At 66.3% G+C, this 24,540-nt stretch carries 25 protein-coding genes; 12 read left to right on the forward strand and 13 right to left on the reverse strand.

Annotation, left to right across the window (positions count from 1 at the left end; genetic code table 11):
• Positions 1–81 precede the first annotated feature (81 nt).
• From VIR09_RS17305 to VIR09_RS17315, 3 genes are all read right to left on the reverse strand, one after another.
• Complete coding sequence (locus VIR09_RS17305; protein WP_332013985.1) at positions 82–1,617, reverse strand: argininosuccinate lyase; 1,536 nt, start codon at positions 1,615–1,617, stop codon at positions 82–84.
• A gap of 103 nt (positions 1,618–1,720) precedes the next feature.
• A complete protein-coding gene (locus VIR09_RS17310; protein WP_332013986.1) occupies positions 1,721–2,734 on the reverse strand; it encodes an NADP-dependent oxidoreductase in 1,014 nt (337 codons plus the stop codon).
• Between the two features lie 34 nt (positions 2,735–2,768).
• Positions 2,769–3,377: an NAD(P)H-dependent oxidoreductase gene (locus VIR09_RS17315; RefSeq protein ID WP_332013987.1), complete on the reverse strand. Its 609-nt coding sequence runs from the start codon at positions 3,375–3,377 to the stop codon at positions 2,769–2,771.
• 102 nt (positions 3,378–3,479) lie between these two features.
• On the opposite strand from VIR09_RS17315, the gene VIR09_RS17320 reads away from it, so the two are divergent.
• From VIR09_RS17320 to VIR09_RS17330, 3 genes are all read left to right on the forward strand, one after another.
• Positions 3,480–4,373 carry a LysR family transcriptional regulator gene (locus tag VIR09_RS17320; RefSeq protein WP_332013988.1) on the forward strand — a complete coding sequence of 298 codons (894 nt, stop codon included), beginning with the start codon at positions 3,480–3,482 and terminating at the stop codon, positions 4,371–4,373.
• Between the two features lie 157 nt (positions 4,374–4,530).
• The gene (locus tag VIR09_RS17325; RefSeq protein WP_332013989.1) at positions 4,531–5,730 is read left to right on the forward strand and encodes a benzoate/H(+) symporter BenE family transporter; all 1,200 of its coding nucleotides are present in this window, start codon (positions 4,531–4,533) and stop codon (positions 5,728–5,730) included.
• A 19-nt stretch (positions 5,731–5,749) separates the two neighbouring features.
• Complete coding sequence (locus VIR09_RS17330) at positions 5,750–7,072, forward strand: serine hydroxymethyltransferase (protein WP_332013990.1); 1,323 nt, start codon at positions 5,750–5,752, stop codon at positions 7,070–7,072.
• A 6-nt stretch (positions 7,073–7,078) separates the two neighbouring features.
• Here VIR09_RS17330 and VIR09_RS17335 read toward each other — a convergent pair whose 3' ends face one another.
• Positions 7,079–8,575: a PLP-dependent aminotransferase family protein gene (locus VIR09_RS17335; RefSeq protein ID WP_332013991.1), complete on the reverse strand. Its 1,497-nt coding sequence runs from the start codon at positions 8,573–8,575 to the stop codon at positions 7,079–7,081.
• Positions 8,576–8,706: 131 nt separating this feature from the next.
• On the opposite strand from VIR09_RS17335, the gene serC reads away from it, so the two are divergent.
• Positions 8,707–9,789: a 3-phosphoserine/phosphohydroxythreonine transaminase gene (serC, locus tag VIR09_RS17340; protein ID WP_332013992.1), complete on the forward strand. Its 1,083-nt coding sequence runs from the start codon at positions 8,707–8,709 to the stop codon at positions 9,787–9,789.
• Between the two features lie 54 nt (positions 9,790–9,843).
• Positions 9,844–10,749, forward strand: coding sequence for a LysR family transcriptional regulator (locus VIR09_RS17345; protein ID WP_332013993.1), 906 nt, complete (start codon positions 9,844–9,846; stop codon positions 10,747–10,749).
• Positions 10,750–10,758: 9 nt separating this feature from the next.
• On the opposite strand, the gene VIR09_RS17350 is transcribed toward VIR09_RS17345, so the two are convergent.
• Both VIR09_RS17350 and VIR09_RS17355 read right to left on the reverse strand, forming a co-directional pair.
• Entirely contained in the window at positions 10,759–11,724 is a 966-nt protein-coding gene (locus VIR09_RS17350) for a tripartite tricarboxylate transporter substrate binding protein (protein ID WP_332013994.1), read from the reverse strand.
• A complete protein-coding gene (locus VIR09_RS17355) occupies positions 11,721–12,602 on the reverse strand; it encodes a dihydrodipicolinate synthase family protein (RefSeq protein WP_332013995.1) in 882 nt (293 codons plus the stop codon). The genes VIR09_RS17350 and VIR09_RS17355 overlap by 4 nt, the downstream gene beginning before the upstream one ends.
• Positions 12,603–12,776: 174 nt before the next feature.
• Here VIR09_RS17355 and VIR09_RS17360 point away from each other — a divergent pair, with 174 nt between their 5' ends.
• The 4 genes from VIR09_RS17360 (at position 12,777) to VIR09_RS17375 (ending at position 15,899) form a co-directional block, all read left to right on the forward strand.
• Positions 12,777–13,223 (forward strand): cupin domain-containing protein, encoded by a 447-nt coding sequence (locus tag VIR09_RS17360; protein WP_332013996.1) that lies wholly within the window; start codon positions 12,777–12,779, stop codon positions 13,221–13,223.
• A 99-nt stretch (positions 13,224–13,322) separates the two neighbouring features.
• A complete protein-coding gene (locus VIR09_RS17365) occupies positions 13,323–14,300 on the forward strand; it encodes a tripartite tricarboxylate transporter substrate binding protein (protein ID WP_332013997.1) in 978 nt (325 codons plus the stop codon).
• Between the two features lie 33 nt (positions 14,301–14,333).
• Positions 14,334–15,077, forward strand: a complete 744-nt coding sequence (locus VIR09_RS17370) for a GntR family transcriptional regulator (protein WP_332013998.1) — start codon at positions 14,334–14,336, stop codon at positions 15,075–15,077.
• A gap of 144 nt (positions 15,078–15,221) precedes the next feature.
• Positions 15,222–15,899, forward strand: a complete 678-nt coding sequence (locus tag VIR09_RS17375) for a GntR family transcriptional regulator (RefSeq protein WP_332013999.1) — start codon at positions 15,222–15,224, stop codon at positions 15,897–15,899.
• On the opposite strand, the gene VIR09_RS17380 is transcribed toward VIR09_RS17375, so the two are convergent.
• The 6 genes from VIR09_RS17380 to VIR09_RS17405 form a co-directional block, all read right to left on the reverse strand.
• Positions 15,871–17,217, reverse strand: a complete 1,347-nt coding sequence (locus tag VIR09_RS17380) for an MFS transporter (protein ID WP_332014000.1) — start codon at positions 17,215–17,217, stop codon at positions 15,871–15,873. The two genes, VIR09_RS17375 and VIR09_RS17380, sit on opposite strands and share 29 nt — an antisense overlap.
• Before the next feature lie 37 nt (positions 17,218–17,254).
• Positions 17,255–17,740 (reverse strand): cupin domain-containing protein, encoded by a 486-nt coding sequence (locus VIR09_RS17385; RefSeq protein ID WP_332014001.1) that lies wholly within the window; start codon positions 17,738–17,740, stop codon positions 17,255–17,257.
• Between the two features lie 262 nt (positions 17,741–18,002).
• A complete protein-coding gene (locus VIR09_RS17390; protein ID WP_332014002.1) occupies positions 18,003–18,698 on the reverse strand; it encodes a glutamine amidotransferase in 696 nt (231 codons plus the stop codon).
• A gap of 11 nt (positions 18,699–18,709) precedes the next feature.
• Complete coding sequence (locus tag VIR09_RS17395) at positions 18,710–18,982, reverse strand: cytoplasmic protein (protein ID WP_332014003.1); 273 nt, start codon at positions 18,980–18,982, stop codon at positions 18,710–18,712.
• 5 nt (positions 18,983–18,987) lie between these two features.
• A complete protein-coding gene (locus VIR09_RS17400) occupies positions 18,988–19,830 on the reverse strand; it encodes a YggS family pyridoxal phosphate-dependent enzyme (protein WP_332014004.1) in 843 nt (280 codons plus the stop codon).
• Positions 19,831–19,942: 112 nt separating this feature from the next.
• Positions 19,943–20,809, reverse strand: coding sequence for an AraC family transcriptional regulator (locus tag VIR09_RS17405; protein ID WP_332014005.1), 867 nt, complete (start codon positions 20,807–20,809; stop codon positions 19,943–19,945).
• A 122-nt stretch (positions 20,810–20,931) separates the two neighbouring features.
• On the opposite strand from VIR09_RS17405, the gene VIR09_RS17410 reads away from it, so the two are divergent.
• The 3 genes from VIR09_RS17410 (at position 20,932) to asd (ending at position 23,054) form a co-directional block, all read left to right on the forward strand.
• Positions 20,932–21,477 (forward strand): carboxymuconolactone decarboxylase family protein, encoded by a 546-nt coding sequence (locus VIR09_RS17410; RefSeq protein ID WP_332014006.1) that lies wholly within the window; start codon positions 20,932–20,934, stop codon positions 21,475–21,477.
• 59 nt (positions 21,478–21,536) lie between these two features.
• Positions 21,537–22,103, forward strand: coding sequence for a redoxin domain-containing protein (locus tag VIR09_RS17415; protein ID WP_332014007.1), 567 nt, complete (start codon positions 21,537–21,539; stop codon positions 22,101–22,103).
• Positions 22,104–22,208: 105 nt separating this feature from the next.
• On the forward strand, positions 22,209–23,054 hold the full coding sequence (asd, locus tag VIR09_RS17420; protein WP_332014008.1) for an archaetidylserine decarboxylase: 846 nt from the start codon (positions 22,209–22,211) through the stop codon (positions 23,052–23,054).
• A 12-nt stretch (positions 23,055–23,066) separates the two neighbouring features.
• Here the strand turns inward: asd and ptsJ are convergent, their stop codons facing one another.
• Positions 23,067–24,362 carry a transcriptional regulator PtsJ gene (gene ptsJ / locus VIR09_RS17425; RefSeq protein ID WP_332014009.1) on the reverse strand — a complete coding sequence of 432 codons (1,296 nt, stop codon included), beginning with the start codon at positions 24,360–24,362 and terminating at the stop codon, positions 23,067–23,069.
• Between the last annotated feature and the right edge of the window lie 178 nt (positions 24,363–24,540).

Consider the following 24,540-nt stretch of genomic DNA (forward strand, 5'->3'; position numbering starts at 1 on the left):
TGAGGGCCGCCCCGCGTTCCCGGCCCAGGCCGGAAGCGCGGGCTGCCAGCGGCCTGTCGCCAGGCCGCCATGATCAGGCCTCTACTGACCTTTATCCTTCGGCGCGCTGGCCACCAGCGCGCCGAATTTCTTGTCCAGGTCCGCCAGCGCATCGTTGATGTGGGCGCGGCGTTCCTTGATCCAGGCGTCCTGGGCAGCCAGCTGCGCGCGCGCCTCCTTCAGCATGCGCTCCATTTCCGCCGGCTGCGGACCGCCCGAAGTGGCGCGGTTCTTGACAATGGCGACGGGGTCCAGCGTCGAGCGGAATTCCGCCTCGCTCATCGGCAGTTCGTTGCCGTACTTCGAGTCCTTCATGGCATCGGCATAGATGCGGCGCGCCTGCTCATACGGAAAGTCCAGCGGCTTGATGTTGTTGGTCTTGGCATAGCTCACGACTTCGGACGCGAAGTGATGGCCGTCGCGGAACGGCAACTTGTACTTGCGCATCAGCACGTCGGCCAGTTCCTGCGAGGCCGTCCAGTCGCTGTTCAGCTCTTCCAGCGCCCGGTCGGGGCTGATGACCATGGCTTTCAGCACCCGGTCCCAACGCTTGAGCGCCGAGATGCCGGCGTCGACCATGGCGGAGTTCTGCTTCACGTCCTTGGGATCGCTCATGCCCGGCGTGATGTTGTGCGTCTGCACCACCGGCCCCATGGCCAGCGTCACGGCGGTCGACGCGTCGCTGCGGGTGTCGTTGAGCAGGCCAGGGTTGCGTTTCTGCGGCATGGCGCTGGACACATAGGTGTTGCCGCCGCCCTCTTCCAGCAGGATCCAGGGGCGCGGCTGGGCGTACTGGGTCATCACGTCTTCGACGAAGTTGCCGGTGCGCAGCGCGATGCTGGTCACGATGGACGCGACTTCGACGGGCTGGTCCATCGACGAGATCTGCGAGGCGTCATAAGCATTGTCCACCAGCGCGGCAAAGCCAAGGTACTGCGCCATGCGCTTGCGGTCCAGCGGCCAGCTGGTGCCGTTGAGCACCGTGGTGCCCATCGGCGAACGGTCGATGCGCACGTAGGCTTCGCGGATGCGCTGGGCGTCGCGCGCCATGCCGGCGGCCTGCCCCAGCAGATAGTGGCCGTAGCTGTTGGGCTGCGCCGCCACGCCGTTGGTGTAGTTCGGCACGATGGTCGCAGCATGCTTGCCCGCCAGCTCCACCAAAGTCGTAGAGGTAGCGTTCAACTGGGCCGCCAGGTCCAGCAGCTTGTCGCGCAGGATGGCGCTGCGGTAGGTCGCATGCATGTCCTGGCTGGAGCGCCCCGCGTGCAGCAGCGTCACGTCCTCGCCCGCCGCCTTGATCAGCAGCGGCTCGAAGGTGATGACGCTGGCCGGGCGCTTGGCGCCAGGCTGATTGCCATCGCTGATCACCTTGGCCACGCCGGCGGCCAGGCGCGGCGCCATGGACTTGTCCAGCAAGCCCTCGTCGGTATTGATGACGGCGGTGGCCTTGTTGATTTCGCCCAGCCAAAAGAACGGATCGCGCGGCGGGGATGCCGCGGGCTGGGCTTGCTGGGCCGACGCCTGCGCGCCCAGCGTGAAGGCAAGCGCGGCGCCCAGGGCGGGAAGTAGTTGTCTCATGGCTGTCTCGTTTGGATGGCGAGCGGCCAGTGTATCGGCGGGCCAGGCGGCGGGAAATGGCGGATTTCACCGAGCCTGCGGCCGGCCCGCGCGAGCCGGCTCTTCAGGACTTGGTCAGCCTGACCAGCATCTTTCCCGTGTTGGCGCCCTTGAACAGGCCAATGAAGGCCTCGGGCGCGCGCTCCAGGCCGTCCACCACCGTTTCCCGCAACTGCACCTGCCCGGCCTTGATCCACGCGCTCATGCGGGGGATGAATTCCGGCAGCACGTCAATGTGGTCGGACGCGATCAGGCCCTGGAGCTTAATGCGCTTTTCGATGGCCGAGAACAGATTGCGCACGCCGATGGCCGGCTTGCCCTCGTTGTAGCCCGAGATCATGCCGCACAACACGAAACGCGCATGGTCATTGGCCAGCGCCAGCGCGCTGTCCAGATGATCGCCGCCGACATTGTCGAAGTAGATGTCGATGCCCTGCGGCGCGGCCTGGGCCAGCGCTGCGGTGAGATCAGGCGCGCTGCGGTAATCGATGACCGCATCGGCCCCCGCCACATCGCGCAACCACCGCGCCTTGTCCTCCGAACCCGCGGACGCCACGACACGCAATCCCATCTGCTTCGCCATCTGGACCACCACGCTGCCGACCGCGCCGCTGGCCGCGGACACGAAGAGGGTTTCGCCGGCTTTCGCGTTGGCGATCCGCGTCAGCCCCACGTACGCCGTCAGGCCCGGAAAGCCCAGAGCGCCCAGGTAAGTCTGCAAAGCAATGCCGTCGTCGGCGACAGCGGTGGCGTGCGCCGCGTCGATCAGCGCATGCTCGCGCCAGCCGGCGAAGTGCACCACGCGGTCGCCAGCGGCAAAGCGCGGATCGGCGCTCTGCTCGACCACCCCGACCGCAGCGCCTTCGAGCGCCTGATCCAGTGCAAAGGGCGCAATGTAGCTCTTGCGCTCATCCATGCGGCCACGCATGTACGGATCGACCGACATCCATAGATTTCGCACCAGGATCTGCGCCGGCCGGGGTGCGGGCAATGTCGTTTCGACCAGCGCAAAGTCGTCTGGCGTGGGCAGCCCCGTAGGGCGATTCTTCAAGTGGATTTCACGGGTGGTGATGGACATGGCGAGCCTCATTGAAAGGAGTAGGAAAAAAAGTTCAGCGTGCGGCCTGTGTGCCAGCCGCCGCGAGCGACAGACCGAGCGCGTGCGCATCCGACAGCCCGCGCAAGCGCGCCGCTTCGTCGCCGCTCTCGACATCCAGAAACAGGTGCGTGCGTACGTCGCTCACGCCGCTGTAGTGAAAGACGCCGTGTTCGATCTGCGTGGCGATCGCGGCGCGGTAGCCGTGTCCGTCATAGGCTTGCGCACCAGCGCCGCCGGTCGCGATCAGGCGCAAGCGCTTGCCGGCCAGGCGGCCGGGCTGCCCGCCGCTGGCGCCGAAAGCCCATCCCTTGGTAAAGACGCGGTCGATCCAGCCCTTGACCAGCGCCGGCATGGCCCACCAATAGATCGGGAACGCCAGCACGATCAGGTCGGCTGCCTCCACGCGCACTTGCTCGCGCCGCACGGCGCCGGGCAAAGGTCCTTTGCCGCGATAGAAAGCCAGATCAGCCGCGGTCATGCGCGGATCGAAGGATTCCGCGTCCAGATCCGCCCAGACGACCCGCGCCTGGCCGCCGGCCTGGGCGCCAGCCACGTAGCGCTCGGCAAGCGATGCGGAATAAGAGCCAGCAGGCACGCTGGCGGCGATAACCAGGATGTTCATGTCGGCTCCTTGTGTCGCGATGACGATGAGCCATTGAATCATCTAGCCATCAGATAAAATAGTTCAATATTTCGCAGAAATTTATCTAATAGATAGATATATATGCCACCTAAAATCTCGCTGGAGCAATGGCAAGCCCTGGTCGCCGTGGTGGATGCGGGCGGCTACGCCCAGGCCGCCGAGACGCTCAGCAAGTCGCAGTCGACCATCAGCTATGCCATCCGCCAGATCGAGGCACGGCTGGGCGTGGCGGCGTTCGCCATGGACGGACGCAAGGCCTTGCTGACGGACGACGGCAAGATCCTCTACCGGCGCGGCAAGTCCCTGGTGAGCGAAGCCCTGCGCCTGGAACGGGCGGCCGGCAATCTCGCCAAGGGGCGCGAACAGATGCTGACGCTGGCCGTGGAAAGTCTGTTCCCCACGGAGCTGCTGCTGCGCTGTCTGGATGCCTTCGCCCAAGAGTTCCCCGAGACCCGCATCGAACTGCATGAATCGGTAATGGGCGGCACCGACGAGCTGCTGCTCTCGGGCGAGGCCGATCTCGCGGTCTGCGCCGACCACATCCCGGCAGGCCATGTCGGCGACGCTCTCCTGCGCTACTGCGCGGTCGCCGCCGCCGCGCCCTCGCATCCCCTGCATCTGATGAACCGGCCGCTGTCGCTCGAAGACCTCAAGGCGCACCGCCATCTGGTGATCCGCGACAGCGGCCGGCAGCGCGTGCGGCCCAGCGTCTGGAACGTCACCGAGCAGCGCCTCACCGTCAGCCACAAGAGCACGTCGATACGCGCCGCTTGCATGGGCATGGGCTTCGCGTGGTACCCGGAAGACTGGATCCGCGAGCAGTTGGCCTCGGGCGAATTGAAGCCGTTGCCGCTACAGGACGGCGCACAGCGCTGGGGCGCGCTGTATCTGGTCTATCCCGATCCCGATGCGGCAGGACCTGGCGCGCGCCGCCTGGGCCAGTTGATGCGTGAGGAAAGCCGGAAATCCATGTAAGGCCGGGCCACGCGTTCGCCCCAACGCCGTCGCCGCGCCAAAAAGCGGTCTGCCCATGACTCTCAATGTGGCAGGTATCAACATACCGCAAGCAACCTAGACTCCCCGTTCAAGCCTGGCCGCGCGGCCAGGCCCCACCATGAACGCGGAGTGATACATGAACGCATCGCCGGCAGGCCTCAGACCCGCCGATTTCTTTTCTCCCATCGTCGCAGCCCTGATTTCGGTGCTGGTGAACTACGGCGGCACCTTCGTGCTGGTGTTCCAGGCGGCCGAGCTGGCCCGGCTGTCGCCGGCCCAGACCACTTCCTGGGTATGGGCGGTTTCCGTCGGAGTAGGCGTCACCGGCGCGCTGCTGAGCTGGCGCTACAAGGCGCCTGTCATCACGGCCTGGTCCACACCCGGCGTGGCGTTTCTGGCCACCGTGATGCCGTTCACGCCCTATGGCGAGGTCATCGGCGCCTACATCCTGTCGGCGCTGGGCTTTATCGTGCTGGGCCTTTCCGGCGCTTTCGAAAAGCTGGTGCGCATGATTCCGGGCGGCATCGCCGCCGGCCTGCTGGCTGGCATCCTGCTGCAGTTCGGCGTCAATGCCTTCGGCGGCGCCAGCGCCGACCCGCTGCTGGTCATCGTGCTGGTCATCTCCTACGCGCTGCTCAAGCGCTTTACCTCGCGTTTTGCGGTGGTCGGCATCCTGGTCATCGGCCTGGGCCTGCTCATCGCGCAAGGCCGCATCGATTTCTCGGCCGTCCACCTCAGCCTGGCCGCACCGGTCTTCCAGATGCCGCAGTTCTCGCTGCAGGCCTTGCTGGGCGTCGCCCTGCCGCTCTTCATCATCACACTGACGGGGCAATACATGCCCGGCATGCTGGTGCTGCGCAACGACGGCTACAAGACCAGCGCAAGCCCCATCCTGACCGTGACCGGACTGGGCTCGCTCGTCATGGCGCCCTTCGGTGCGCACGCCTTCAACGTGGCGGCGATCACCGCCGCGATCTGCACCGGCCGAGACGCGCATGCGGACCCCGCCAAACGCTACATCGCGGGCCTGGCCTGCGGCGTCTTTTACATCCTGGTGGGCACGTTCGGCGTCACGCTGGCGACCTTGTTCATGGTGCTGCCCAAGGCGTTCATCACCACGCTGGCGGGGCTAGCCTTGCTGGGCGCCATCGGCGGCAGCCTCGCCAATGCGATGGCCGACGCCCGCACCCGGGAAACCGCCCTCATCACCTTCCTGGCCACCGCCGCCAACGTCACCCTGCTAGGCGTGGGCGGCGCGTTCTGGGGCCTGGTTGCCGGCCTGACCGCACATCTGCTGATCCACGGCGGCCAGCGGACCCTGGCCGCCAACTCCTGACGTCTCTTATTGCCACATCATGCCCATCCAAACCGGAACCACCGTGACGAACACTGCCCTGCCCGACAACCTCGCGCTGCCTGCCATCAGCGCCCTGCCCCTGTCACAAGCCGATCCCGGCATCTGGGGCGCCATCGACGCCGAACGGCGCCGCCAGATGCACTCGATCGAACTGATCGCCTCCGAAAACTTCGTCAGCCGCGCAGTGCTGGAAGTCCAGGGCTCGGTACTGACGAACAAGTATGCCGAGGGCTACCCCGGCCGCCGCTACTACGGCGGCTGCATTAACGCCGACGTGGCCGAGGAGATCGCGATCGAGCGCGCCACGCGCCTGTTCGGCGCCCGCTACGCCAACGTCCAGCCCCACTCCGGCAGCCAGGCCAACCAGGCGATCTATCTGGCGCTGCTGGCGCCGGGCGACAAGATCCTCGGCCTGGACTTGAAGGCGGGCGGCCACCTGACCCACGGCTCCAAGGTCAACATGTCGGGACGCTGGCTGCAGGCTTTGAGTTATGGCGTCGATCCGGCCACGCATCTGGTGGACATGGATGAGGTCGAGCGCATTGCCCGGCAGGAAAGGCCCAAGCTCATCATCGCCGGTGGCTCGGCCTACTCGCGCACGCTGGACTTCGCGCGCTTTCGCGCCATCGCCGACGACGTGGGCGCGATCTTCATGGCGGACATGGCGCATTTCGCCGGGCTGGCGGCGGCCGGGGCGTATCCCTCGCCGGTACCGCACGCGCATGTCACCACCACCACCACGCACAAGACGCTGCGCGGCCCGCGCGGCGGCATGATCCTGACCAACGACGGCGAACTCGCCCGCAAGATCGATTCGGCGGTGTTCCCCGGCCTGCAGGGCGGTCCGCTGATGCACATCATCGCCGCCAAGGCCGTGGCCCTGGGCGAGGCGCTGCAGCCCGCGTTCCGAACCTATGCCCACGCGGTGGTCGAGAACGCCCGCGTGCTGTGCCGCCGGCTGGCGGAAGGCGGGCTGTCCATCGTCTCGGGCGGCACCGATTGCCATCTGGGCGTGATCGACCTGCGGCCCTGGGGACTGGCCGGCAACACGGCGGAACACGCCCTGGAACAGGTGGGCATCACTCTGAACAAGAACGCCGTGCCCAACGACGCCGCCAGGCCCGCCGTCACCTCCGGCATACGCGTGGGCAGCGCCGCCTGCACTTCCCGCGGCATGGGTCCGGCTGAATTCGAGGAGATCGGCGACATGATCCTGGCCCTGCTGGGCGGCGTACGCGCCGGCGCCGTCGACGCCCGCACGGAAAGCGCCATCCGCGAGGGCGTGGCCGGGCTGGCCAGACGCTTCCCCCTGCCCTACTGAGTTGTTCTAGGTCCGCCTCAACGCGTTCGACAGCCGCAGCACGGCGGCTTCGATTTCGTAAGCCGTCAGGGAGGCATAGCCCAGCAGCCAGCCCTGCTGTTTGTAGTCGCCTGCGTACAGCCGGCTCAATCCGGGCAGGCGCAGGCCGGCAGCCTCGGCCTGGCGGATGGTCTTTTCCTCGGACCATCCGCGCTCGAGCAGGCACGGGATCTGCAGGCCGCCGGGGGGCCTGACCGCCTGCACAATGCCGCCCAGGTGCTTGCCCAGCGAATCCAGCAGCACCTGCCGACGGCCGGCGTACAGCTTGCGCATGGCCCGCACGTGCGAGTTGTAATGGCCGTCATCCATGAAGCGCGCCAGCGTCAGCTGCAGGATCTGCGGAGTATGTCCGTCCATGATGCTGCGCGCGCGGGCAAAGGCGTCGACCAGGTCGGGCGGCAACGCCATGTATCCCATCCTGAGCCCTGGATACAGCGTCTTGCTGAACGTGCCCAGGTAAATGGTGCGCTGATGCAGGTCCAGGCCCTGCACGCAGGCAGTGGGCACGCCGTCGTAATGGAATTCGCTGTCGTAATCGTCCTCGATGATCCACTTGCCGTGTTCCGCAGCCCAGTTGATCAGCTCCAGCCTGCGTTCGAGCGACAGCGTCACGCCGGTGGGGTACTGGTGCGACGGCGTCACGTACACGCAGTTGGCGCCGCTGCGGTCCGCGCGCAGCAGGTCCATGCGCATGCCCTGCCCGTCGACGTCGATGGGCACGATGCGCGTCTCCGCGGATTCAAAGGCCTTGCGGGCGCCGAAGTAGCCGGGGTTCTCCATCAGGATGGGTTTGCCGGCGTCCGCCAGCAATTGCGCGCACAGGAACAGGGCCTGGCGGGTGCTGCTCAGCACCAGGACCTGCTCGGGCAGGACCTTGGCTCCGCGTTCCAGGTTCAGGTAGGCGGCGATGGCGCGGCGCAGCGGTTCGGCGCCCTGCGGGTCGCCATGCAGCAGGACGTGGGCGCGATAGTCCTTCAGAACCTGGCGTTGCAGGCGCTCCCAGACATCGGTGGGAAACGTGCGGGTTTCCGGCAAGCCCGTGGCAAACGCCTTGATGACCTGTTGATCCGCGACCCCGCCGCTGTCCAGGATCATGCGTCCGCGCCGGCTCAGGCCCGCTCCAGGCTGCGCTGCGGCCGGCCTGTGATCCAGCTTCGCGCGCCTGCGCGCGGCGCCACGCAGCTCGGCGCCCACCGTCTCGGACACATAGCTGCCCGAGCCCTCGCGGCGCACGATGTAGCCGTCGCGGTGCAACTGCACGTAGGCGTTTTCCACCGTGTCGCGCGCCACCCCCAGCGACTTCGCCAGGCCGCGGGTCGCGGGCAACTTGAGGCCCGGCCCCAGGGCGCCGTCCAGAATCAGGGCGCGCAGTGCCCGCTGAATCCGCTGATGCAGCTCCAGCCGCTGGAGCTCCGCATCGTTCATGCGCATCTTCAGCGTATCAAGCTCGAATGTCTTGGCCATGCGGTCTGCTCATAGTAGGAAAACTGGCCTGTCCGGACCGGCCATTCTATCCGTAGACTCTTCCGTTCGCCTCGGCAACCACGGGCGCAATAGTGCAAGAGCCCGCGCACGGCGGGGCAGGATCAGGAAACATGGCAAGGTCTTACAACTTCAGCGCCGGCCCGGCCGCGCTGCCGCTGGAAGTGCTGCAGGAAGCGCACGACGAGTTCTTCGATTTCGCGGGAACCGGCATGTCGGTGATGGAAATCAGCCATCGCTCGCGCGTATTCATCGATATCGCCCGCCAGGCCGAACTGGACCTGCGGGCCATCCTGCACGTCCCCGACCGCTACAAGGTGCTGTTCCTGCAAGGCGGCGCTTCGCTGCAGTTCTCGCAGGTGCCTATGAACCTGCTGCGCGGCAAGGCGTCGGCGGACTACCTGCACACCGGACTCTGGTCCGGCAAGGCCATCGAGGCGGCCCGACGCTATTGCGAAGTGCGCGTCGCGGCCAGCAGTGAGGCGTCCGGCTTCGACCGTGTGCCCGCCCCCGGCGAATGGCAGCTCGATCCGGACGCCGCCTACCTGCACTACACGGAGAACGAGACGGTGCATGGCCTGCAATTCGCGGCCGCGCCGGACGCATCCGTTCCGCTGGTGTGCGATGCCTGCTCCAGCCTGTTGTCCAAGCCCATCGACGTAGCCCGGCACGGCTTGATCTACGCCGCCGCGCAGAAGAATATGGGGCCGGCCGGCGTCACGGTGGTGGTGGTGGACGAGGCGTTGCTGGACGGCGCGCTGCCCATCACGCCCGACGTGCTGAACTATGCGCACGCGGCGCGGGCGGACTCCATGCTCAACACGCCCGCCACGTTTTCCTGGTATCTGACCGGACTGACGCTGCGTTGGATCCGCCGGACCGGCGGGATAGAACGCATCCACCAAGCCAACCAGGCCAAGGCCTGGCTACTGTACCGCGCCATCGACGCCAGCGGCGGCTTCTACCTCAACAAGGTCCGGCCGGAATTCCGTTCGATCAACAACGTGCCGTTCTTCCTGGCCGATTCCGCCCTGGAACCCCTGTTTCTGCGTCATGCCGAAAACGCCGGGCTGATGGGACTGAAGGGCCACTCCCACACCGGCGGCGTCCGGGCCAGCCTCTATAACGCGGTCGACCTGCCGGCAACGGCCGCGCTGGCCGATTTCATGACAGACTTCCTGCGCACGCATGGCTGAAGCCGGCTTGCGCCGCGCGTCGGCCATGCCGATATAAAACACGGGGAGACCAGCATGGATTTCAGGCAGCTCAGGCAGTTCGTCGTCCTGGCGACGGAATTGAACTATCGCAAGGCAGCCGCGCGGCTGCACATGACCCAGCCCCCTCTCAGCGTCGCCATCAAGCGGCTCGAAACCGAGATCGGCGCGGACCTGTTCGAACGTGACCGCCTAGGCGTGCGTCTCACCGTCGCCGGCGGCGCCTTCCTGCTCGAAGCGAAGCGCCTGCTGGAAGGCGCCGACGCCGCGCTGCAAGCCGCGCGCGATGCGGCAGAGGGGCGCATGGGCGCCCTGCGCGTATGCGCGGTGCCCAGCGCCGCCTTGAACCTGCTGCCGCGCATCCTGCCGGAATTCACACAGCGCTTTCCGCACATACGGCTGCGCCTGACCAGCGGCAGCACCGTCGGCATCCTGGCCGCCTTGCAGCGCGGCGAACTGGACGCGGCATTCCTGGTGCCGCCCGCCTCCGGCGTGCCAGGCATCACGATTACCTCCCTGCCGCGAGAGCGGCTGGTATTGGCCGTGCCGGCGGGGCATCGGCTGGCCGGCATGACAAGCGCCAGGCTCTCGGACCTGGCAGACGACGCCCTGGTGACGCTGGCGCATTCCGACAGCCCCGGCTTCGCCGGCGAAATCGTCGCGGCCTGCCAGCGGGCCGGATTCCATCCGCGGGTCTCGCAGGAGTCGTCCCACGCCCTCATCAGCTTGCCGCTCATCGCCGGGGGCCTGGGGGTCGCCATCGTGCCGTCGGCGCTGCGCAGGATAGCCATCGACAACGTGGCCTACGTGGACCTCGCGGATGTCGCGGGCGAACCGCTGACCTATGCCATGGCGCTGGCGGCGCCCGCGCAGTCCGTGAACCCTGCCGTTCGCTGGTTCATCGAGACGGCGCGCGAGGTGCTGGGCGCGCAAGCGCCCTGAAACCCGGACTTACTGCTGCGGACGGGAAAGAATACCCGCCCACTTCTTCTGTTCGGCGATGACTTTCTGCTCGAACGCGGTCTGGGTGCCGTCCACGGGTTCGCTGCCCCGCGCGTAGATCTTGTCCTGCACCGACGGACTCTTGGCGACTGCGGCGATGGCTGTGTTCAAGCGCGCGACGACATCGGCCGGCGTGCCTTTGGGAACGGCAATGCCTGACAGGGACCCGCCTTCCACGTCCTTGCCCAGCACTTCCTTGACCGTAGGGATGTCAGGCAGGTTGGCCAGGCGTCGCGACGAAGTTACCGCGTAGGGACGAATCTGCTTCGCCTCGACGAAGCCCACCGCGGTGACGGCGGAAACGGCCGTCAAATCCGTGTTGCGGCTCATGACGGCTGTCATGGACTCCGATCCGCTCTTGTAGGGCACGTGCAGCATCTTCACCCCCGTCGCCTGTTGCAGCAGCTCCAGGACCTGATAATTGTCGGAACCTTCGCCCGCGGTGGAGAACGCGATCTTGTCGGCCTGGGTCGCGGCCGCCTTGATGATTTCCGGCAGCGACGCATACGGGCTATCCGCGCCCACGGCCAAGACGGTAGGCGTATTGGCCAGCATAGCGATGTAGGTGAAATCCTTGTTCGGGTCGTAAGGCAGCTTCTTGTAGATCAGCGGGTTGACGGCGATCATGCCGTTGGTGATCACCAGCAGCGTGTAGCCGTCGGCCGGCGACTTCGCCACGGCGCCCGCGGCGATCGAGCCGCCCGCCCCGCCGCGGTTCTCCACCACGACCGGCTGGCCCAACTCCCGCGTGAGCCCTTCGGCGAACACCCGCGCCGTGGTGTCGGTCACGCCGCCGGCGCCGAACGGCACGATCAGGCGTATGGGCTGGTCAGGATACGGACCGGCCCAGGCCGCCGCGGCCGGCAGCATCACACCCAGCAAAGCCGCCATGCAGCGGCGCAATCCCTTGTTCATCCTGCTATCTCCATTTTTTTGAGAATTTCCAGAAGTCGTTGCTGCAGGTCTGCCGCCAACGGCGCCAAGGGCGCGCGCAAGCATCCGCTGTCGAAACCGCGCAATTGCAGGCCCGCCGCAACGGTCCTGGGCAGGCCATGGTCCATGAGGAAATTCAACAGGTCGATCTGGCGGCCAAACCACTCGTCCGCGCCGCGCGCGTCGCCGGCCATGGCGCAGCGATAGAGGTTCAGGGCGTAGGACGCGCTGACGTTGGCCGACGCCGTGCACCAGCCCGCCGCGCCCTCCGCGAATCCCGTGCGCGCCATGCAGTTCAGGCCGATGTACACGGCCGTACGAGCCGGGCAGGCCGCGCGCAGCCTCGCGATCTTGGTGGGATCGGGACTGCTTTCCTTGATCATGCTGACGTTGGGCAGCTCCGCCAGCCGGGCCAGGAACTCGACGGGCAGGTCCATGCCCGTGGTGAACGGGTTGTTGTAGACCATCACCGGCGTGGAAACCGACATGCAGACCTCGCGGTAGTAGGCGTGGATCTCGTCCTGGGTAAGCTTCCAGTAGGTGCTGGGCAGCAGCTGCAAGGCCGCAGCGCCCGCCCGTTCGGCATAGCGCGCATGGCGCACGGTGCTGGCCGTGCTGAGGCTGGACACACCCGCCAGCACGGGCAGACGCCCGCGCGCCGCGCCGATGACGGTGTCGATGACGGCCTCGCGTTCGCCGTCGTCCAGGTAGGGCAGACAGCCTACGCTGCCCAGCGGCGCCAGCGCATGCACGCCCTCGCCGATCAGCCGCTCGACGTGCGCTTCCAGCAGCGCGTGGTCCACCCGCCCGCGCTCATCGCAAGGCGTCAGCAGGTAGCCGATGATTCCCTTCAAATGCATAGCTCGCTTCTCCATGACGGCTTGCAGTCTAGGGAGGCCGCGCAAGACGGTCCAATACCTATTTCCTGGGCGCCTGATATCTCCCGCCCGCGCTGCCGCCAGGCGAATCTTGTATCCAGTAATTCGGGCGCAAGGCCGATAGACTTTCCCGGCCAATTCACCAAGGAGCAAGCCATGAGCAGCAACGTCGCGGCCGAACAGGCGCAGACCCACCACATGCCCGAATACCGCAGGCCGGAGGACATGGAATGGGAGATGGGCCGGTTCAAGAACAAAACGAAGTTCCTCTTCCACACGCGGGAAGAGCGCCCCACCGAACCCAATGCCGGCTTTCTGCGCTATGAGCCAGGCGCGGGCTTTCGCCTGCACAAGCACGATTTCGCCCAGGTCTGGTACGTGATCGAAGGGGAATTCAACATGGGCGGAAAGATGTACGGCCCAGGCACCGTGGTGTTCCATCCGGACCCGCACATCGAAGAAGCGCTCAGCACCGAGACAGGCGGCACCTTGTTCTTCGTCCAGTACCAGGGTCCCACGACCGGCGGGCGGCCGGTGTACGAAGGCCGCATGAACATCCGGGGCGAACCGCCCGCGATCACCGAGCAGGACCTCGAACACTGATACCCGCAGTTCCACGGACGGCCGCCGCCTCTCGCCGCCGTCCGTAGCAGGCCCGGGCCTGCACACAAAGAAATAGAAAATTCCAAGGAGACAAACATCATGCACGCCCCCTTTCTGCGCGCCTGCCTCGCGTCGTTGACGCTTTCGCTGCCGCTCACGCTGGCCAGCCCCTCCCAGGCCGCCAACACCTGGCCCGATCGGCCCATCACACTGGTCGTGCCCTTCGGCGCCGGCGGCATCACCGATCTCACGGCGCGCACGGTAGCCAGGCAGCTGCAGGCCGAACTCGGCAAGCCAGTCGTGGTGGAGAACAAGCCTGGCGCGGGCGGCAATATCGCCGCCGACATCGTGGCCCGGGCCAAGCCCGACGGCTACACGCTGATGGTGATCACCAACGGCATGGTCGCGGTCAATCCTCTCATCCACAAGCAGCTGAACTACGACGCGCTCAAGGATTTCGCCTACGTGTCCATGATCGCCAACACGCCGCTGGCCCTGGTCGTGCCGGAAGCCTCGCCGATCCAGGACCTGCCAGCGTTGGTGGCCCGCGCCCGCAGCCGGCCCGATGCGGTCTCCTTCGCCAGTTCCGGACAAGGCACTTCGATCCACCAGGTGTTCGCCCTGATGCAGCAGCAGACCGGCGCCACGCTCATGCACGTGCCCTACAAGAGCGGAGCCGAGGCGGCTACCGCCCTGCTTTCCGGCGTGGTGGACGTGACTGCGGTCGAGACCGTGGTGGTCGGCCCGTTCATCCAGTCCGGCAAAATGCGGGCGCTGGGCGTGACCTCGGCAAAGCGGGTTTCGAATCTGCCGGACGTTCCCGCCGCCCGCGAGACCCTGGGCGGCGATTTCGATGTAGGCTCGATATCGGGACTGGTCGCGCCTGCCGCGACACCCAAGGACATACTCGACAAGCTGGAACGCGCCATGCAGGCGGTGGCGCGGAGCGAGGGCATGGCGCAGCTGTATGCGCAAGGCAGCCAGCCCATGCCCACGGGATCGCAGATCTTCCTGGACCGCATGCGCCAGGAGCAAAAGAAGTGGCGGCTGGTATTCTCCGCGGACCCCGGAAAATAGCCGCATAACCGTCAAGGACGTGGGAGTCAGGCCATGGATCGCACATATCCCGCCGCGGAAGAACTGGTGCAGCACCTGGTGGAGTCGATCTCCGCAAAGATCTTCAACGGCGCCTATGCGCCCGGGCAGAAGCTGCGGCAAGAGACCCTGGCGGAAGAATACGACGTCAGCCGCACGCCGGTGCGCGAAGCGTTCCGGCAGCTGGAGATCAAGGGCCTGATCGTGCAGCAGCCGCGCTACGGCGCCACCGTGGTGGCGCCGACCATCAAGGACATCGGCGCCAACTATTGGCTGCGCGGCGAATTGGAAGGCATGGCGGCCGAACTTGCGGCGCGCTGGATCTCCGACGCCGACCTGCAAAGGCTGCAGGCCACCCAATCCGAATGCGCGCAGGCCGTGTGCGCACTGTACGCCGAGGTCAACGCAGGCGGCACGGTCGCGCCGCGCCAGGCTGCCGCGCCCATGCAACACTGGGTCATCAAGAACCAGGAATTCCACGCCCTGATCTTCCGCGCCGCCGGCAATCCGTCGCTGGAACGCATCATCAAGGACCTGCACACCGACTACACCAAGAACATCCTCAACATGACCGTGCTGGGCATGTACGAGGCCCGCATGAGGAAGAACATCGAACACCATGCCGCGATCGTCCAGGCGCTGACGGCGCGCGACGCCGACGCCTCGCGCGCCGCCATGCGTTCGCACATCCATGAGTCGGGTGAGTTCGTGGTCGAATGGCTGCAAAAGCGCCCGGAGCGCCCCAAGCCGCGCAGGTAGCTTCGGCCCCGATTCTCCCGAAAGCCGCGTGCTACCATGCCGGCGAAAGGGCGCAACGCAGACGCCAGGAGCACGGATCAGCCTGGCAATCCGCATCCCGTGGAGCGCCTGCCGATATGCACAGGAAGCGACACGGATTCGAGCATGAGCGAGACCAGGAACACGTCTAGATCCTCGATCGAGATCTCGGAAGAGATTCTGCGGCGGATCAGGAACGGGCAATATCTGCCCGGCGATGCCTTGAGCCAGTACGAGCTTGCAACCGAGTTCGAAACCAGCCGCACCCCCATCCGCGAGGCGCTGCGCTTTCTCGAAGCGCGACGCGCCATCACGCTGACCAGCACCGGCCGCGCCGTGGTCACCGTGCCGTCCATCCGCGCCATCCGCGAAGCCTTCCAGATCCGCGCTGAACTCGAAGGGCTGGCCGCGCAACTGGCGGTGGACTGGATCGACGACAAGGACCTGGAATTGCTGGCGCAGCATCAGAAGCGCTACGCGGACGCCCTGCGCTCGCGCGTGCGCAGCGACAGCGGCTCCGACTGGCTGAAGTTCAACGCCAAGTTCCACAGCCTGATCACCCAGGCCAGCCACAACGAGCGCCTGCATGAACTGGTCGCCGAGTTGCAGGGCAGCATCGTCTCCAACGTGCTGGGTTTTGCCTCGAAGATGCCGCCCCGCCTGATGGAAGAGAACATCAAGCAGCACGAGGACATCATCGCGGCGCTGACCCTGCGCAATGGCCCCGCCGCCCGTGAAGCGATGGCCACGCACATATCCCGGACGACCGAACTCGTCATCGAATGGATGGAGACGCGGCGCTAGCCAGCTTCGCTGCCTCCGCGCCGCGCTGCTGCCCGTAGGGGCGCATCAGCACGCCGCAAGCCGCCGCGATCAGGCCCAGTCCGGCCAGATACAGCACGATCAGCCGCGGCGATCCGCCGCCCAGGGACAGCAGGTACGTCGCCACCAGCGGCGCGGTGCCGCCGCCTATCGCTCCGCCTATCTGCACCGCCAGCGAGATGCCGGTGTAACGCACCGCAGGCGGAAACATGCTGGAGAAAAGGCTGGACTCCTGCGCGTACATTGCCGCGTAGACCACGCCGAACGCCACCAGCATCGCGATGTTGGTGTGATACGCCGTCTTCTGATCGAGCAATGAAAAGAACGTCGCGCTGAAAAGAGAGATTCCCAGCGCGCCGGCGATGAATATCGCACGCTTGCTGATCACGTCGCCCAGCAGTCCGAACAACGGAATGGTGAACAGCGCCCCGACCGCGCCCCATATGACGCCCGTCAATATGGTTTCGCGCGGCAACCCCAGCGTCCCCACGGCATAGGTCAAGGAAAACGTCGCGAGCGTGTAGAACCAGGTCTTTTCGGAGATGCACGCCACCAGCGCCGCCAGCACAGGAACCTTGTGCTGCTTCAGCACCGTCTTCAGAGGCAGCATGTCCTGCTTCGGCTGGGCCTGCGCCTGCTTGAATTCCGGCGACTCGCTGACCTTGGCGCGGATGTACCAGCCGACCAGCAACAGGAACACGCTCGCAAGAAACGGTAGGCGCCAGCCCCAGCTCAGCATGTCCGGCTCCTGCAGCCTGGAAACCGCGCCCATCGCCAGGGACGACAGGATCAGGCCAGGCGCCACGCCGACCTGCGGCAAGCTGCCAAACAGGCCCTTCTTGCCTTCGGGCGCATGTTCCACCGCCATCAACACGGCGCCGCCCCACTCGCCGCCGACTGCCAGGCCCTGCAGGAAGCGGAAAAACACCAGCGCCACCGCGCCCCAATAGCCGATCGCCTCATAGCTCGGCGTCAGGCCGATCAGAATGGTGGGTATGCCCATCAGCATCAGGCTGATCATCAGCATCGACTTGCGGCCGACCCGGTCGCCGAAATGGCCGAAGACAATGCCGCCCAGCGGGCGCGCGATGAAACCGACCGCATAGGTGCCGAATGCCGCCAACGTCCCGCTGATGGGGTCGATCGCGGGAAAGTAGATCTTGTTGAAAATCAGCGCTGCGGCAATCCCGTAAAGAAAGAAGTCATACCACTCGATGGTGGTCCCGATCATGCTGGACAGGCCCGCGGTCACGTAGTGCTTCTTCGAGCGCGCGGACGGCTGTTCTGAGATGGCGTTCATCCCTGGTCTCCCTTGTTTTCTTGTTGCGTGCGCCCGCCTACACGGCGGTGGTTTCTTCCGCCAGGCTCCTGCGTTCGCTGACGTTGAAGCGGCCGTCGTAGATCGCGCCCTGGCGCGTATGCGGGCCAACGTATTGCACGTACAGGATCGTGCCGGCTTCGATGGTCTGCAGCTCGCTTTCGAAATGGGGATCCGGATGGAAGATCATCGAACCCTTGCCATGCAGCTTGCCTTCGATGAGGAACTTGCCGTCCAGGATGTACCAGATCTGCGCGAAGTAATGGTTATGCAACGGGTGACCCGAGCCCTTTTCATACCGCACGATGCCGGCGTTCGGAATCGTCGGATCCTCCGCGGTCGGATGAAACATCATCTTCGCGAACTGGCCTTCGTAGCGCAGGTTGGTCCACTCGAGGTCGTCTTCGTGGCGGGCGCGCATGCCCTGATGGTCTTCGGTCAGCGGGCCGCCGCGGCCGCCCTCGTTGATGATCTTCTTGCCTGTGATGCTGTCGATGCTGCTCATGTTCTGCCCGTCCAAATGAAAAGGAGAGTGATACACACAAATGGGATCCCATTTGTATAAAACGGGATCCTATTGATCGCGCAGGGAGGCGGCTACTGGGTTTAACCCTTAGATTCAGCGCGCGGAATGACGGCTGGGAGGAATGCCGATAGCCGCAAGCAGCGGCCGGCGAGAACCGGGTGCGATACGCCCCGGGTGCCTGTGCAAGGCTATGGTTGCGGAGAGGCCCTGCCGCCGGAAGGCGTCAGGGCACAGGACAAATTCAGATCTGGTCCAGCCATTGCTCCATCGCCGCGCGCGCGCAGCGTTCGAGCTCCGGGCCATGACGCCGGGCGTCTTCGCGGACGACGGCGGGATCGATCTGCCGCAGGCTCAGTTCGCAGGCATGTCCAATCAGCCAGCGCTCGATCTGCGCGGAATCCGCCTCCAGGTGGAACTGCAGGCCGAGGATCCTGGGCCCCAGCGCGTATGCCTGGTTCGGGAAACCCGGCGTTTCGGCCAGACGAGCCGCGCCCTCGGGTATGGCGAACTGGTCCCCGTGCCAATGCAGCACGGGCACGGCCTGAACCGCGCTCAGCACGGAATCCTGCCCTTGCGGCGTGAGCGTCAGCGGCGCATAGCCGATCTCGGCGCGGCCGGTGGATGTCACCTCCGCGCCCAGCGCCGCCGCCATGAGCTGTGCGCCCAGGCAGATGCCTAGCGTCGGCTTGTCCTGGCGCAGCCGGTGCGCGATGGCGCGCAGTTCCTGCTCCAGGAAGGGATAGCGCCCGGTTTCATAGACGCCGATGGGGCCGCCCAGGATCACGACGAGGTCGGCATTGCCGAGAGTCGCGGCGTCGATGGTGTCGACGCCGGCTTCCAGGTATCGCACGCTGTAGCCACGCTCTTCCAGGACCGGCGCCAGTATGCCCAGGTCTTCGAAGGGAACGTGGCGGATCGCCAATGCGCTGAGGCTCATTCCGGATACTCCTATTGCGGGCTCGGATGGCGGTCCAATCCGCCCAGCAAGCCTTCGGGGGTTGAGACGAACACGTGCTCCGAAGCCAGCAGCCGGATGCCTTGCGGCGTGCTTTCCAGCAAGCGCCGCTCGCCGTCGGCGACCAGCAGGCTGAGCTGATAGCCGTCCTTGGCCGGCAGGCGCGCCGCGATGTCGCGGCTGTCGTCCAGCGCTGACGCGGCGGTGGATTCGAAATGGCCGATCAGGCGGCCGTCGCGTTTGATGATGAGTCGATACACCGGCATGCGCGCTACTCCTGTCCGTCGGACTCGCGCGATTCCGCGCCGTTGCCGACAGGCCAGTAGTAGGAGTCTGGCGTGTTGCGCGCACCGAAGATGGCCTGCCCGACACGGACCACGGTGGCGCCTTCCTCGATGGCGATCTCGTAGTCGCCGGACATGCCCATGGACAATTCATCCAGGCCTATCCCCGCGGGCGCATCCTGGCGCAGCTGGTCGCGCAGCGTGCGCAGCAGGACGAAGCACTCGCGCACGCGCACCGCTTCGGCCGAGAACAGCGCCAGGGTCATCAGGCCGCGCACCCGCAGCCCCGAAAACGCGGGCAGTTCGCGCAGGAAGGCCGCGGTCTCCTCCGGCTGCAATCCGTACTTGCTGGCCTCGCCGGAGGTATTGACCTGCACGAACACATCCAGCTGGCGGCCTTCCGCCTGCAGCCGGCGGTCCAGCGCTTCGGCCACCCGCAGGCTGTCGAGCGCCTGGAACTCGGCCGCATAGCGGGCCACGAGCTTGGCCTTGTTGGTCTGCAGGTGGCCGATGACCGACCATCTCAAGTCGGTCAGGTCTGCCATGGCTTCCCATTTTCTGGACACTTCCTGCAGCTTGTTCTCGCCGAGGTAGCGGCAGCCGGCCTCGTAGGCCAGCCGGATGCGCGCCTCTTCCACGGTCTTGCTCACCGGCAGCAGGCGCACCGTCGCCGGATCACGGCCGGCGCGCAGGGCCGCGTCGGCAATGCGCCCGTTGACCGCGGCCAGATTGCGGCGGAAATCCTCGACCGATTGCGCCTGCGGCCAGCGGCCATGCTGGTCGTGCTGTGTCTGGGTGCCGTTGTCTTGCCCTGGGCCTTGCTCGCTCATGCCTGAACCTCGCGTAGGAGTGGCGGCTGGCGTTTCCCACAACGCTTATGCCGCCCGCAGTTTTGTCATAGGTCAATATTATCACGACGGCATCGGCGCTTGCCGGCCACTGCTAGGCGTTGGCGGCCAGCCATTCGCGCGGTGAAACACCCATCCGCTGCCGGAACGCCTTGGACAGGGACGAGGCGCTGGCGAATCCCAACTCCGCGGCCACCAGCTTGACCGCTCGGCCGGCTCGCATCATGGACGCCGCCAGGCTCAAGCGCCAGTCGGTCAAGTAGGCCGCGGGCGTGGCGCCGGTGGCGTCCTTGAAGGCCGCCGCGAAGGCGCTGCGCGACATACCCGCCATCGCCGCCATCCTGGCCAGGGACCAGTCTTCATAAGGCGAGCGGTGCAGCGCCACCAGCGCCCTGGCCAGGCGCGGATCCGACAGGCCCATCACCAGGCCGCTGGTCACGCCTACCTCCTCCGGATGGTCGAGTATCCACCGGAGCAGCTGGATCAGCACCACCTCGAACAAGCGATCTGCCAGCAGGCGCGAGCCGCAGCGCACGTGATCGGCCTCGGCGAACAGCAGGTCCAGCGCAGGCCGCAAGCCTTCGACCGCGTCCAGCGGGATCCGCACCACGGACGGCAGCGACTGGACGATGGGGTTGCGTTCGCCGCCGTCGAAATCCAGCGCCGCGCAGGTGAAATCCGAACCGTCGCGCGGGGGATTCACGAACTCGTGATGCACGGCACGCGGATAGAACAGCAGCGTCGGCTCGGACAGGCGCAGGCGCGGCGTGGCGGTCTCTCCCGGGCGATGCCGCACCTCCATCTCGCCGCGGCGCAACACGTGCAGAAAGCCGCGCCCCGGCACCGCTTCGAAAGCCTGGGTGCCGCATAGCGCACCCGTGTGGAACAGCGTGGCGCGCACCCGGAAACGGTCCAGCAGCGCCGACAGCCGGTCAACCTGGAGAGGAACAGGATCGTTCATATCTTGGACGGAAAGACAATTTCTATGGACTAAACAACATCCTACGTCCAGGCATTCTACGTACGATTTGTTCAGCCCGTCCGAGACCGGCGGCCTTTTTTTCATTTCCAGGAGTTACCGACATGTCCCGAGTTCCTCTTATCGATGCCAGCAGCGCCAGCGCCGACCGCAAGGCGCTGCTCACGCAGATCCATGGCGCCTTTGGCGCCACGCCGAACATGTTCAAGGCCGTCGCCAATTCACCGGCGGCGCTGCAAAGCATGTGGGGCGCTTTCGGCGCCTTGGGCGGCGGCGTGATCCCCGCCAAGCTCGGCGAACAGATCGCGGTCGCCGTGGCCGACCGCAATGCTTGCGAATACTGCCTCGCGGCCCATACCGCCCTGGGCCGCAAGGCCGGCGCCAGCGCCGAAGAAATGTCGGCCGCCCAAGGCGGCGAGGCCGCCGATCCCAAGACCGCCGCGGCGCTGCGCTTCGCGCTGAAGCTGGTGGAAGCGCGCGGACAAGCGAGCGAGGCCGACGTGCAGGCCGTGCGCGCGGCCGGCTACAACGATCAGGAGATCGTCGAGATCCTGGCGCACGTCGCGCTCAACCTGTTCACCAACTACGTCAACGTGGCCTTTGCCGTACCGGTAGATTTCCCGGCCGTGAAGCTACGCCGCGCCGCCTGATTCAGCCCCGTGCGGGCGGGGCGGGACCGCCTCGCCCGCACTGCCCAAGGAGCATTCAGATGACCCGATCCGACACTATGGCCGACGCATTGCCCCCGCCCTTGCTGGCGGACGAATGGCTGAATGCGGACGGCCCCATCGAACTCGCCGCGCTGCGCGGCAAGGTCGTGCTGCTGCATGCGTTCCAGATGCTGTGCCCGGGGTGCCTGTCTCACGGGCTGCCGCAAGCCGAACGCGTGCACAGGCTGTTCCGCGGCAAGGATGTCGCGGTCATCGGCCTGCATACCGTTTTCGAACACCACGACGTCATGAGTCCAGCCGCGCTGCGCGCCTTCAATCACGAGTATCGATGGAGCTTCCCCATCGGCATCGACCGCCCCGCCGCGTCCGGCGCGATTCCGATGACCATGCAGGCCTACGGGCTGCGCGGCACGCCCAGCCTGGTCCTGCTGGACCGTCGGGGACACGTGCGCCTGCAGCACTTCGGCAGCATCGACGACCTGGCCCTGGGCGCCGCCATCGGCAGGCTGCTGGCCGAGGACGATGCCGCTCTCGACAACGCCGCAGTACCCGATGGATCCGCTCGCCCGGAGTGCGACGCGGAAAGCTGCCCCGCGCCGGCCTAGCGGTAGGCGCCTGCTCTCTGTTTGTCCTATGCCATAATAAACAACAATTCAGGACAATATACACCCTACCGCCCGAGCATCGCGTCCGCGGCAACCACGAGTTTCATGTCTACGTTTCTTTCCCTGTCGTTCCAGCGCGTTGCGCCCAAGCTCTGGCTGACGCGCTGCGCCGGCCGGCTCGCCTCATGCCGCCAGGCGTGGGTGGCCCAGCCGCTGATCCGCGGTTATGCCAAGTGGTATGGCATCGATCTCGACGAGGCGCTGCACGCCGACCCCAAGGCCTATGACAGTTTCAATGCCTTCTTTACCCGGGCCTTGAAGCCGGGCGCCCGCAAGCTGGCCGACGCGGACTGGACCAGTCCTGCGGATGGCACAGTGAGTCAGTTCGGCCGTATCAGCCTGGGGCAATTGATACAGGCCAAGCGGCGCCAATACAGCGCCGCTGCGCTGCTGGGCGATGCGGATCTGGCGCGGGCATTGGGCGGCGGCTGGTTCACCACGATCTATCTGAGTCCGCGCGACTACCATCGCGTGCACATGCCTTGCGAGGGCCGTCTGCTGGGTATGCGCCATGTGCCGGGGACGCTCTACTCCGTCAGGCCGGAGATCGTGCAGGGCATGGACGGCTTGCTGGCGCGCAACGAGCGGCTGGTCTGCTGGTTCGAACATCCCCTCCATGGCGTCTACGCCATGGTGCTGGTGGGAGCCGCCATCGTCGGCAGCATCGCCACGACCTGGCATGGCCAGGTAGCCCCGCACGGGAGGCGCGTGCAGCAATGGGATTATGGCGACCTGGCTCCCCTGCGCTTGCCGCAAGGCGCCGAGATGGGGCACTTCCAACTGGGTTCGACCGTGGTGCTGCTGATGCCCGGCAGCGCCTGGCGCTTCCATCCAGGCTGGAAAACGGGGCGGACGGTCAGGCTGGGACAAGCCATGGCCGACCGGCGTTGAAGCCGGTGGCGGCTAGCCCATGCTTTCCCGGATGTCCCGCGCCAGCTTGCGGCACTGGCCGGGCTCGATCGCGGAGAGGGTGATGCGCAGGCCCCGGACCGGTTCCTGGACCCCGAAGGCATCGCCATGGCGCACCAGCCAGCCGCGATGGGCCAGGGCCAGCGCGACCGCCTGGTCGTCGGTATCCAGCGGCACCCAGAGGTTCAGGCCGTCACCGTCCGCAACGCACGGCACGCCCTGCTCCAGCAAGGCATTTTCCAGGGCCTTGCGGCGCTGCGCGTAGTCCTTGCGGGCCTGGGTCATCTGCTTGGCGACCTCGGGCCGGCCCAGCGTGACCTCGACCATGTCCTGCAGCAGATGGCTGACCCAGCTGGTGCCGGAAGCCAGCCGCAGCCGCAATTGCCGTGACGTCGCGGGATCGCTGGCCACCATCGCCAGGCGCACGTCGGGGCCCAAGGTCTTGGAGAAAGAGCGCACCAGGGCCCATCGCTGCGCGCCGGACGGCAGCACCGAGTGGTACGCCTTGCCGGACAGCAAGGCGTAGTGATCGTCGACGATGACCATGGCGTGGGGATACCTGGCCAGCACCCGCGCCAGCGCTTTCGCCCGCTTTTCGCTCAGGCTGCAGCCCGTGGGATTGTGGGCCCGCGGCGTCAGGATGACGGCCTGCGCGCCTTTGGCCAGCGCCGCCTCCAGTGCCGCCGCCTGCATGCCTTCCGCGTCGACCGGCACGCCCAGCGCCTGCAGGCCGGCAATGCGCAGCATGTTGATGCTGCTCAGGAAGCATGGATTTTCGACTGCCACCCTGTCCCCAGCCACCAGATGCGAGCTGAGCAGCCGCTCGATGGCGTCCACCGCCCCATGGGTCAGGTTGATCTCGAAGGGCGCCGGGCAGTCCGGCGCGAACCAGGCGCGGGCATAGCTTTCCAGCCCGGCGTTGACCGTGGGCTCGCCATACAGCCGCGACTGATAAGGCCGGATGGAGAAAGCAGCGCTCAGGTCCGGCAGCCAGGCGGGATTTGGATTGCCGCTGGCCAGATCGGCCAACGGCGAGTCCGACAGCGCGCCTTCCTGTTCCCCGGGGCCGGATTGGTCGCGGATGATGGTGCCCAGGCGGCCCTGGGTCAGGGCGATGCCGGCCGTCACCAGCCGCTTGTAAGCAGCGGCGACAGTATTGCGGTTGATATCCAGTTCGACCGCCAGATCCCGCACCGGCGGCAGCGCCTGGCCCGGCGGCAGCTGCCCCGACTGAGCCATCGCGCGCACGCAATCGAAGATCTCCGCGGCGGTCTTTCCTTGTATTTTCATAGAGTCCTAAGACAATCCCGTTCCTGTCACGGACAGCGGCCGCGCCGCGTCAAGTCAATGCGGACCAACTCCTGGCCGGGCCAACTCCTGGCCGGGCCAACTCCTGGCCGGGCCGACTTCCGGCCGTGTCAATTCCCGGCGTAAGTTTGACACGGATTCCCCGTCCGCATAAAGCGGG

It is taken from the genome of Achromobacter sp. (assembly GCF_036567245.1).
Classification (GTDB): Bacteria; Pseudomonadota; Gammaproteobacteria; order Burkholderiales; family Burkholderiaceae_B; genus Achromobacter.

Bases quoted from the DNA above. Each gene is read 5' to 3' on its own strand.
- VIR09_RS17395 (WP_332014003.1), bottom strand. From the start codon at position 18,982: ATGCCGGTGTATCGACTCATCATCAAACGCGACGGCCGCCTGATCGGC.
- VIR09_RS17330 (WP_332013990.1), top strand. From the start codon at position 5,750: ATGCCCATCCAAACCGGAACCACCGTGACGAACACTGCCCTGCCCGAC.
- VIR09_RS17415 (WP_332014007.1), top strand. From the start codon at position 21,537: ATGACCCGATCCGACACTATGGCCGACGCATTGCCCCCGCCCTTGCTG.
- VIR09_RS17315 (WP_332013987.1), bottom strand. From the start codon at position 3,377: ATGAACATCCTGGTTATCGCCGCCAGCGTGCCTGCTGGCTCTTATTCC.
- VIR09_RS17320 (WP_332013988.1), top strand. From the start codon at position 3,480: ATGCCACCTAAAATCTCGCTGGAGCAATGGCAAGCCCTGGTCGCCGTG.
- VIR09_RS17335 (WP_332013991.1), bottom strand. From the start codon at position 8,575: ATGGCCAAGACATTCGAGCTTGATACGCTGAAGATGCGCATGAACGAT.
- VIR09_RS17365 (WP_332013997.1), top strand. From the start codon at position 13,323: ATGCACGCCCCCTTTCTGCGCGCCTGCCTCGCGTCGTTGACGCTTTCG.
- VIR09_RS17370 (WP_332013998.1), top strand. From the start codon at position 14,334: ATGGATCGCACATATCCCGCCGCGGAAGAACTGGTGCAGCACCTGGTG.
- VIR09_RS17385 (WP_332014001.1), bottom strand. From the start codon at position 17,740: ATGAGCAGCATCGACAGCATCACAGGCAAGAAGATCATCAACGAGGGC.
- asd (WP_332014008.1), top strand. From the start codon at position 22,209: ATGTCTACGTTTCTTTCCCTGTCGTTCCAGCGCGTTGCGCCCAAGCTC.
- VIR09_RS17390 (WP_332014002.1), bottom strand. From the start codon at position 18,698: ATGAGCCTCAGCGCATTGGCGATCCGCCACGTTCCCTTCGAAGACCTG.
- serC (WP_332013992.1), top strand. From the start codon at position 8,707: ATGGCAAGGTCTTACAACTTCAGCGCCGGCCCGGCCGCGCTGCCGCTG.
- VIR09_RS17375 (WP_332013999.1), top strand. From the start codon at position 15,222: ATGAGCGAGACCAGGAACACGTCTAGATCCTCGATCGAGATCTCGGAA.
- VIR09_RS17350 (WP_332013994.1), bottom strand. From the start codon at position 11,724: ATGAACAAGGGATTGCGCCGCTGCATGGCGGCTTTGCTGGGTGTGATG.
- VIR09_RS17360 (WP_332013996.1), top strand. From the start codon at position 12,777: ATGAGCAGCAACGTCGCGGCCGAACAGGCGCAGACCCACCACATGCCC.
- VIR09_RS17345 (WP_332013993.1), top strand. From the start codon at position 9,844: ATGGATTTCAGGCAGCTCAGGCAGTTCGTCGTCCTGGCGACGGAATTG.
- VIR09_RS17410 (WP_332014006.1), top strand. From the start codon at position 20,932: ATGTCCCGAGTTCCTCTTATCGATGCCAGCAGCGCCAGCGCCGACCGC.
- VIR09_RS17310 (WP_332013986.1), bottom strand. From the start codon at position 2,734: ATGTCCATCACCACCCGTGAAATCCACTTGAAGAATCGCCCTACGGGG.
- VIR09_RS17355 (WP_332013995.1), bottom strand. From the start codon at position 12,602: ATGCATTTGAAGGGAATCATCGGCTACCTGCTGACGCCTTGCGATGAG.
- VIR09_RS17400 (WP_332014004.1), bottom strand. From the start codon at position 19,830: ATGAGCGAGCAAGGCCCAGGGCAAGACAACGGCACCCAGACACAGCAC.
- VIR09_RS17305 (WP_332013985.1), bottom strand. From the start codon at position 1,617: ATGAGACAACTACTTCCCGCCCTGGGCGCCGCGCTTGCCTTCACGCTG.
- VIR09_RS17380 (WP_332014000.1), bottom strand. From the start codon at position 17,217: ATGAACGCCATCTCAGAACAGCCGTCCGCGCGCTCGAAGAAGCACTAC.
- VIR09_RS17405 (WP_332014005.1), bottom strand. From the start codon at position 20,809: ATGAACGATCCTGTTCCTCTCCAGGTTGACCGGCTGTCGGCGCTGCTG.
- ptsJ (WP_332014009.1), bottom strand. From the start codon at position 24,362: ATGAAAATACAAGGAAAGACCGCCGCGGAGATCTTCGATTGCGTGCGC.
- VIR09_RS17325 (WP_332013989.1), top strand. From the start codon at position 4,531: ATGAACGCATCGCCGGCAGGCCTCAGACCCGCCGATTTCTTTTCTCCC.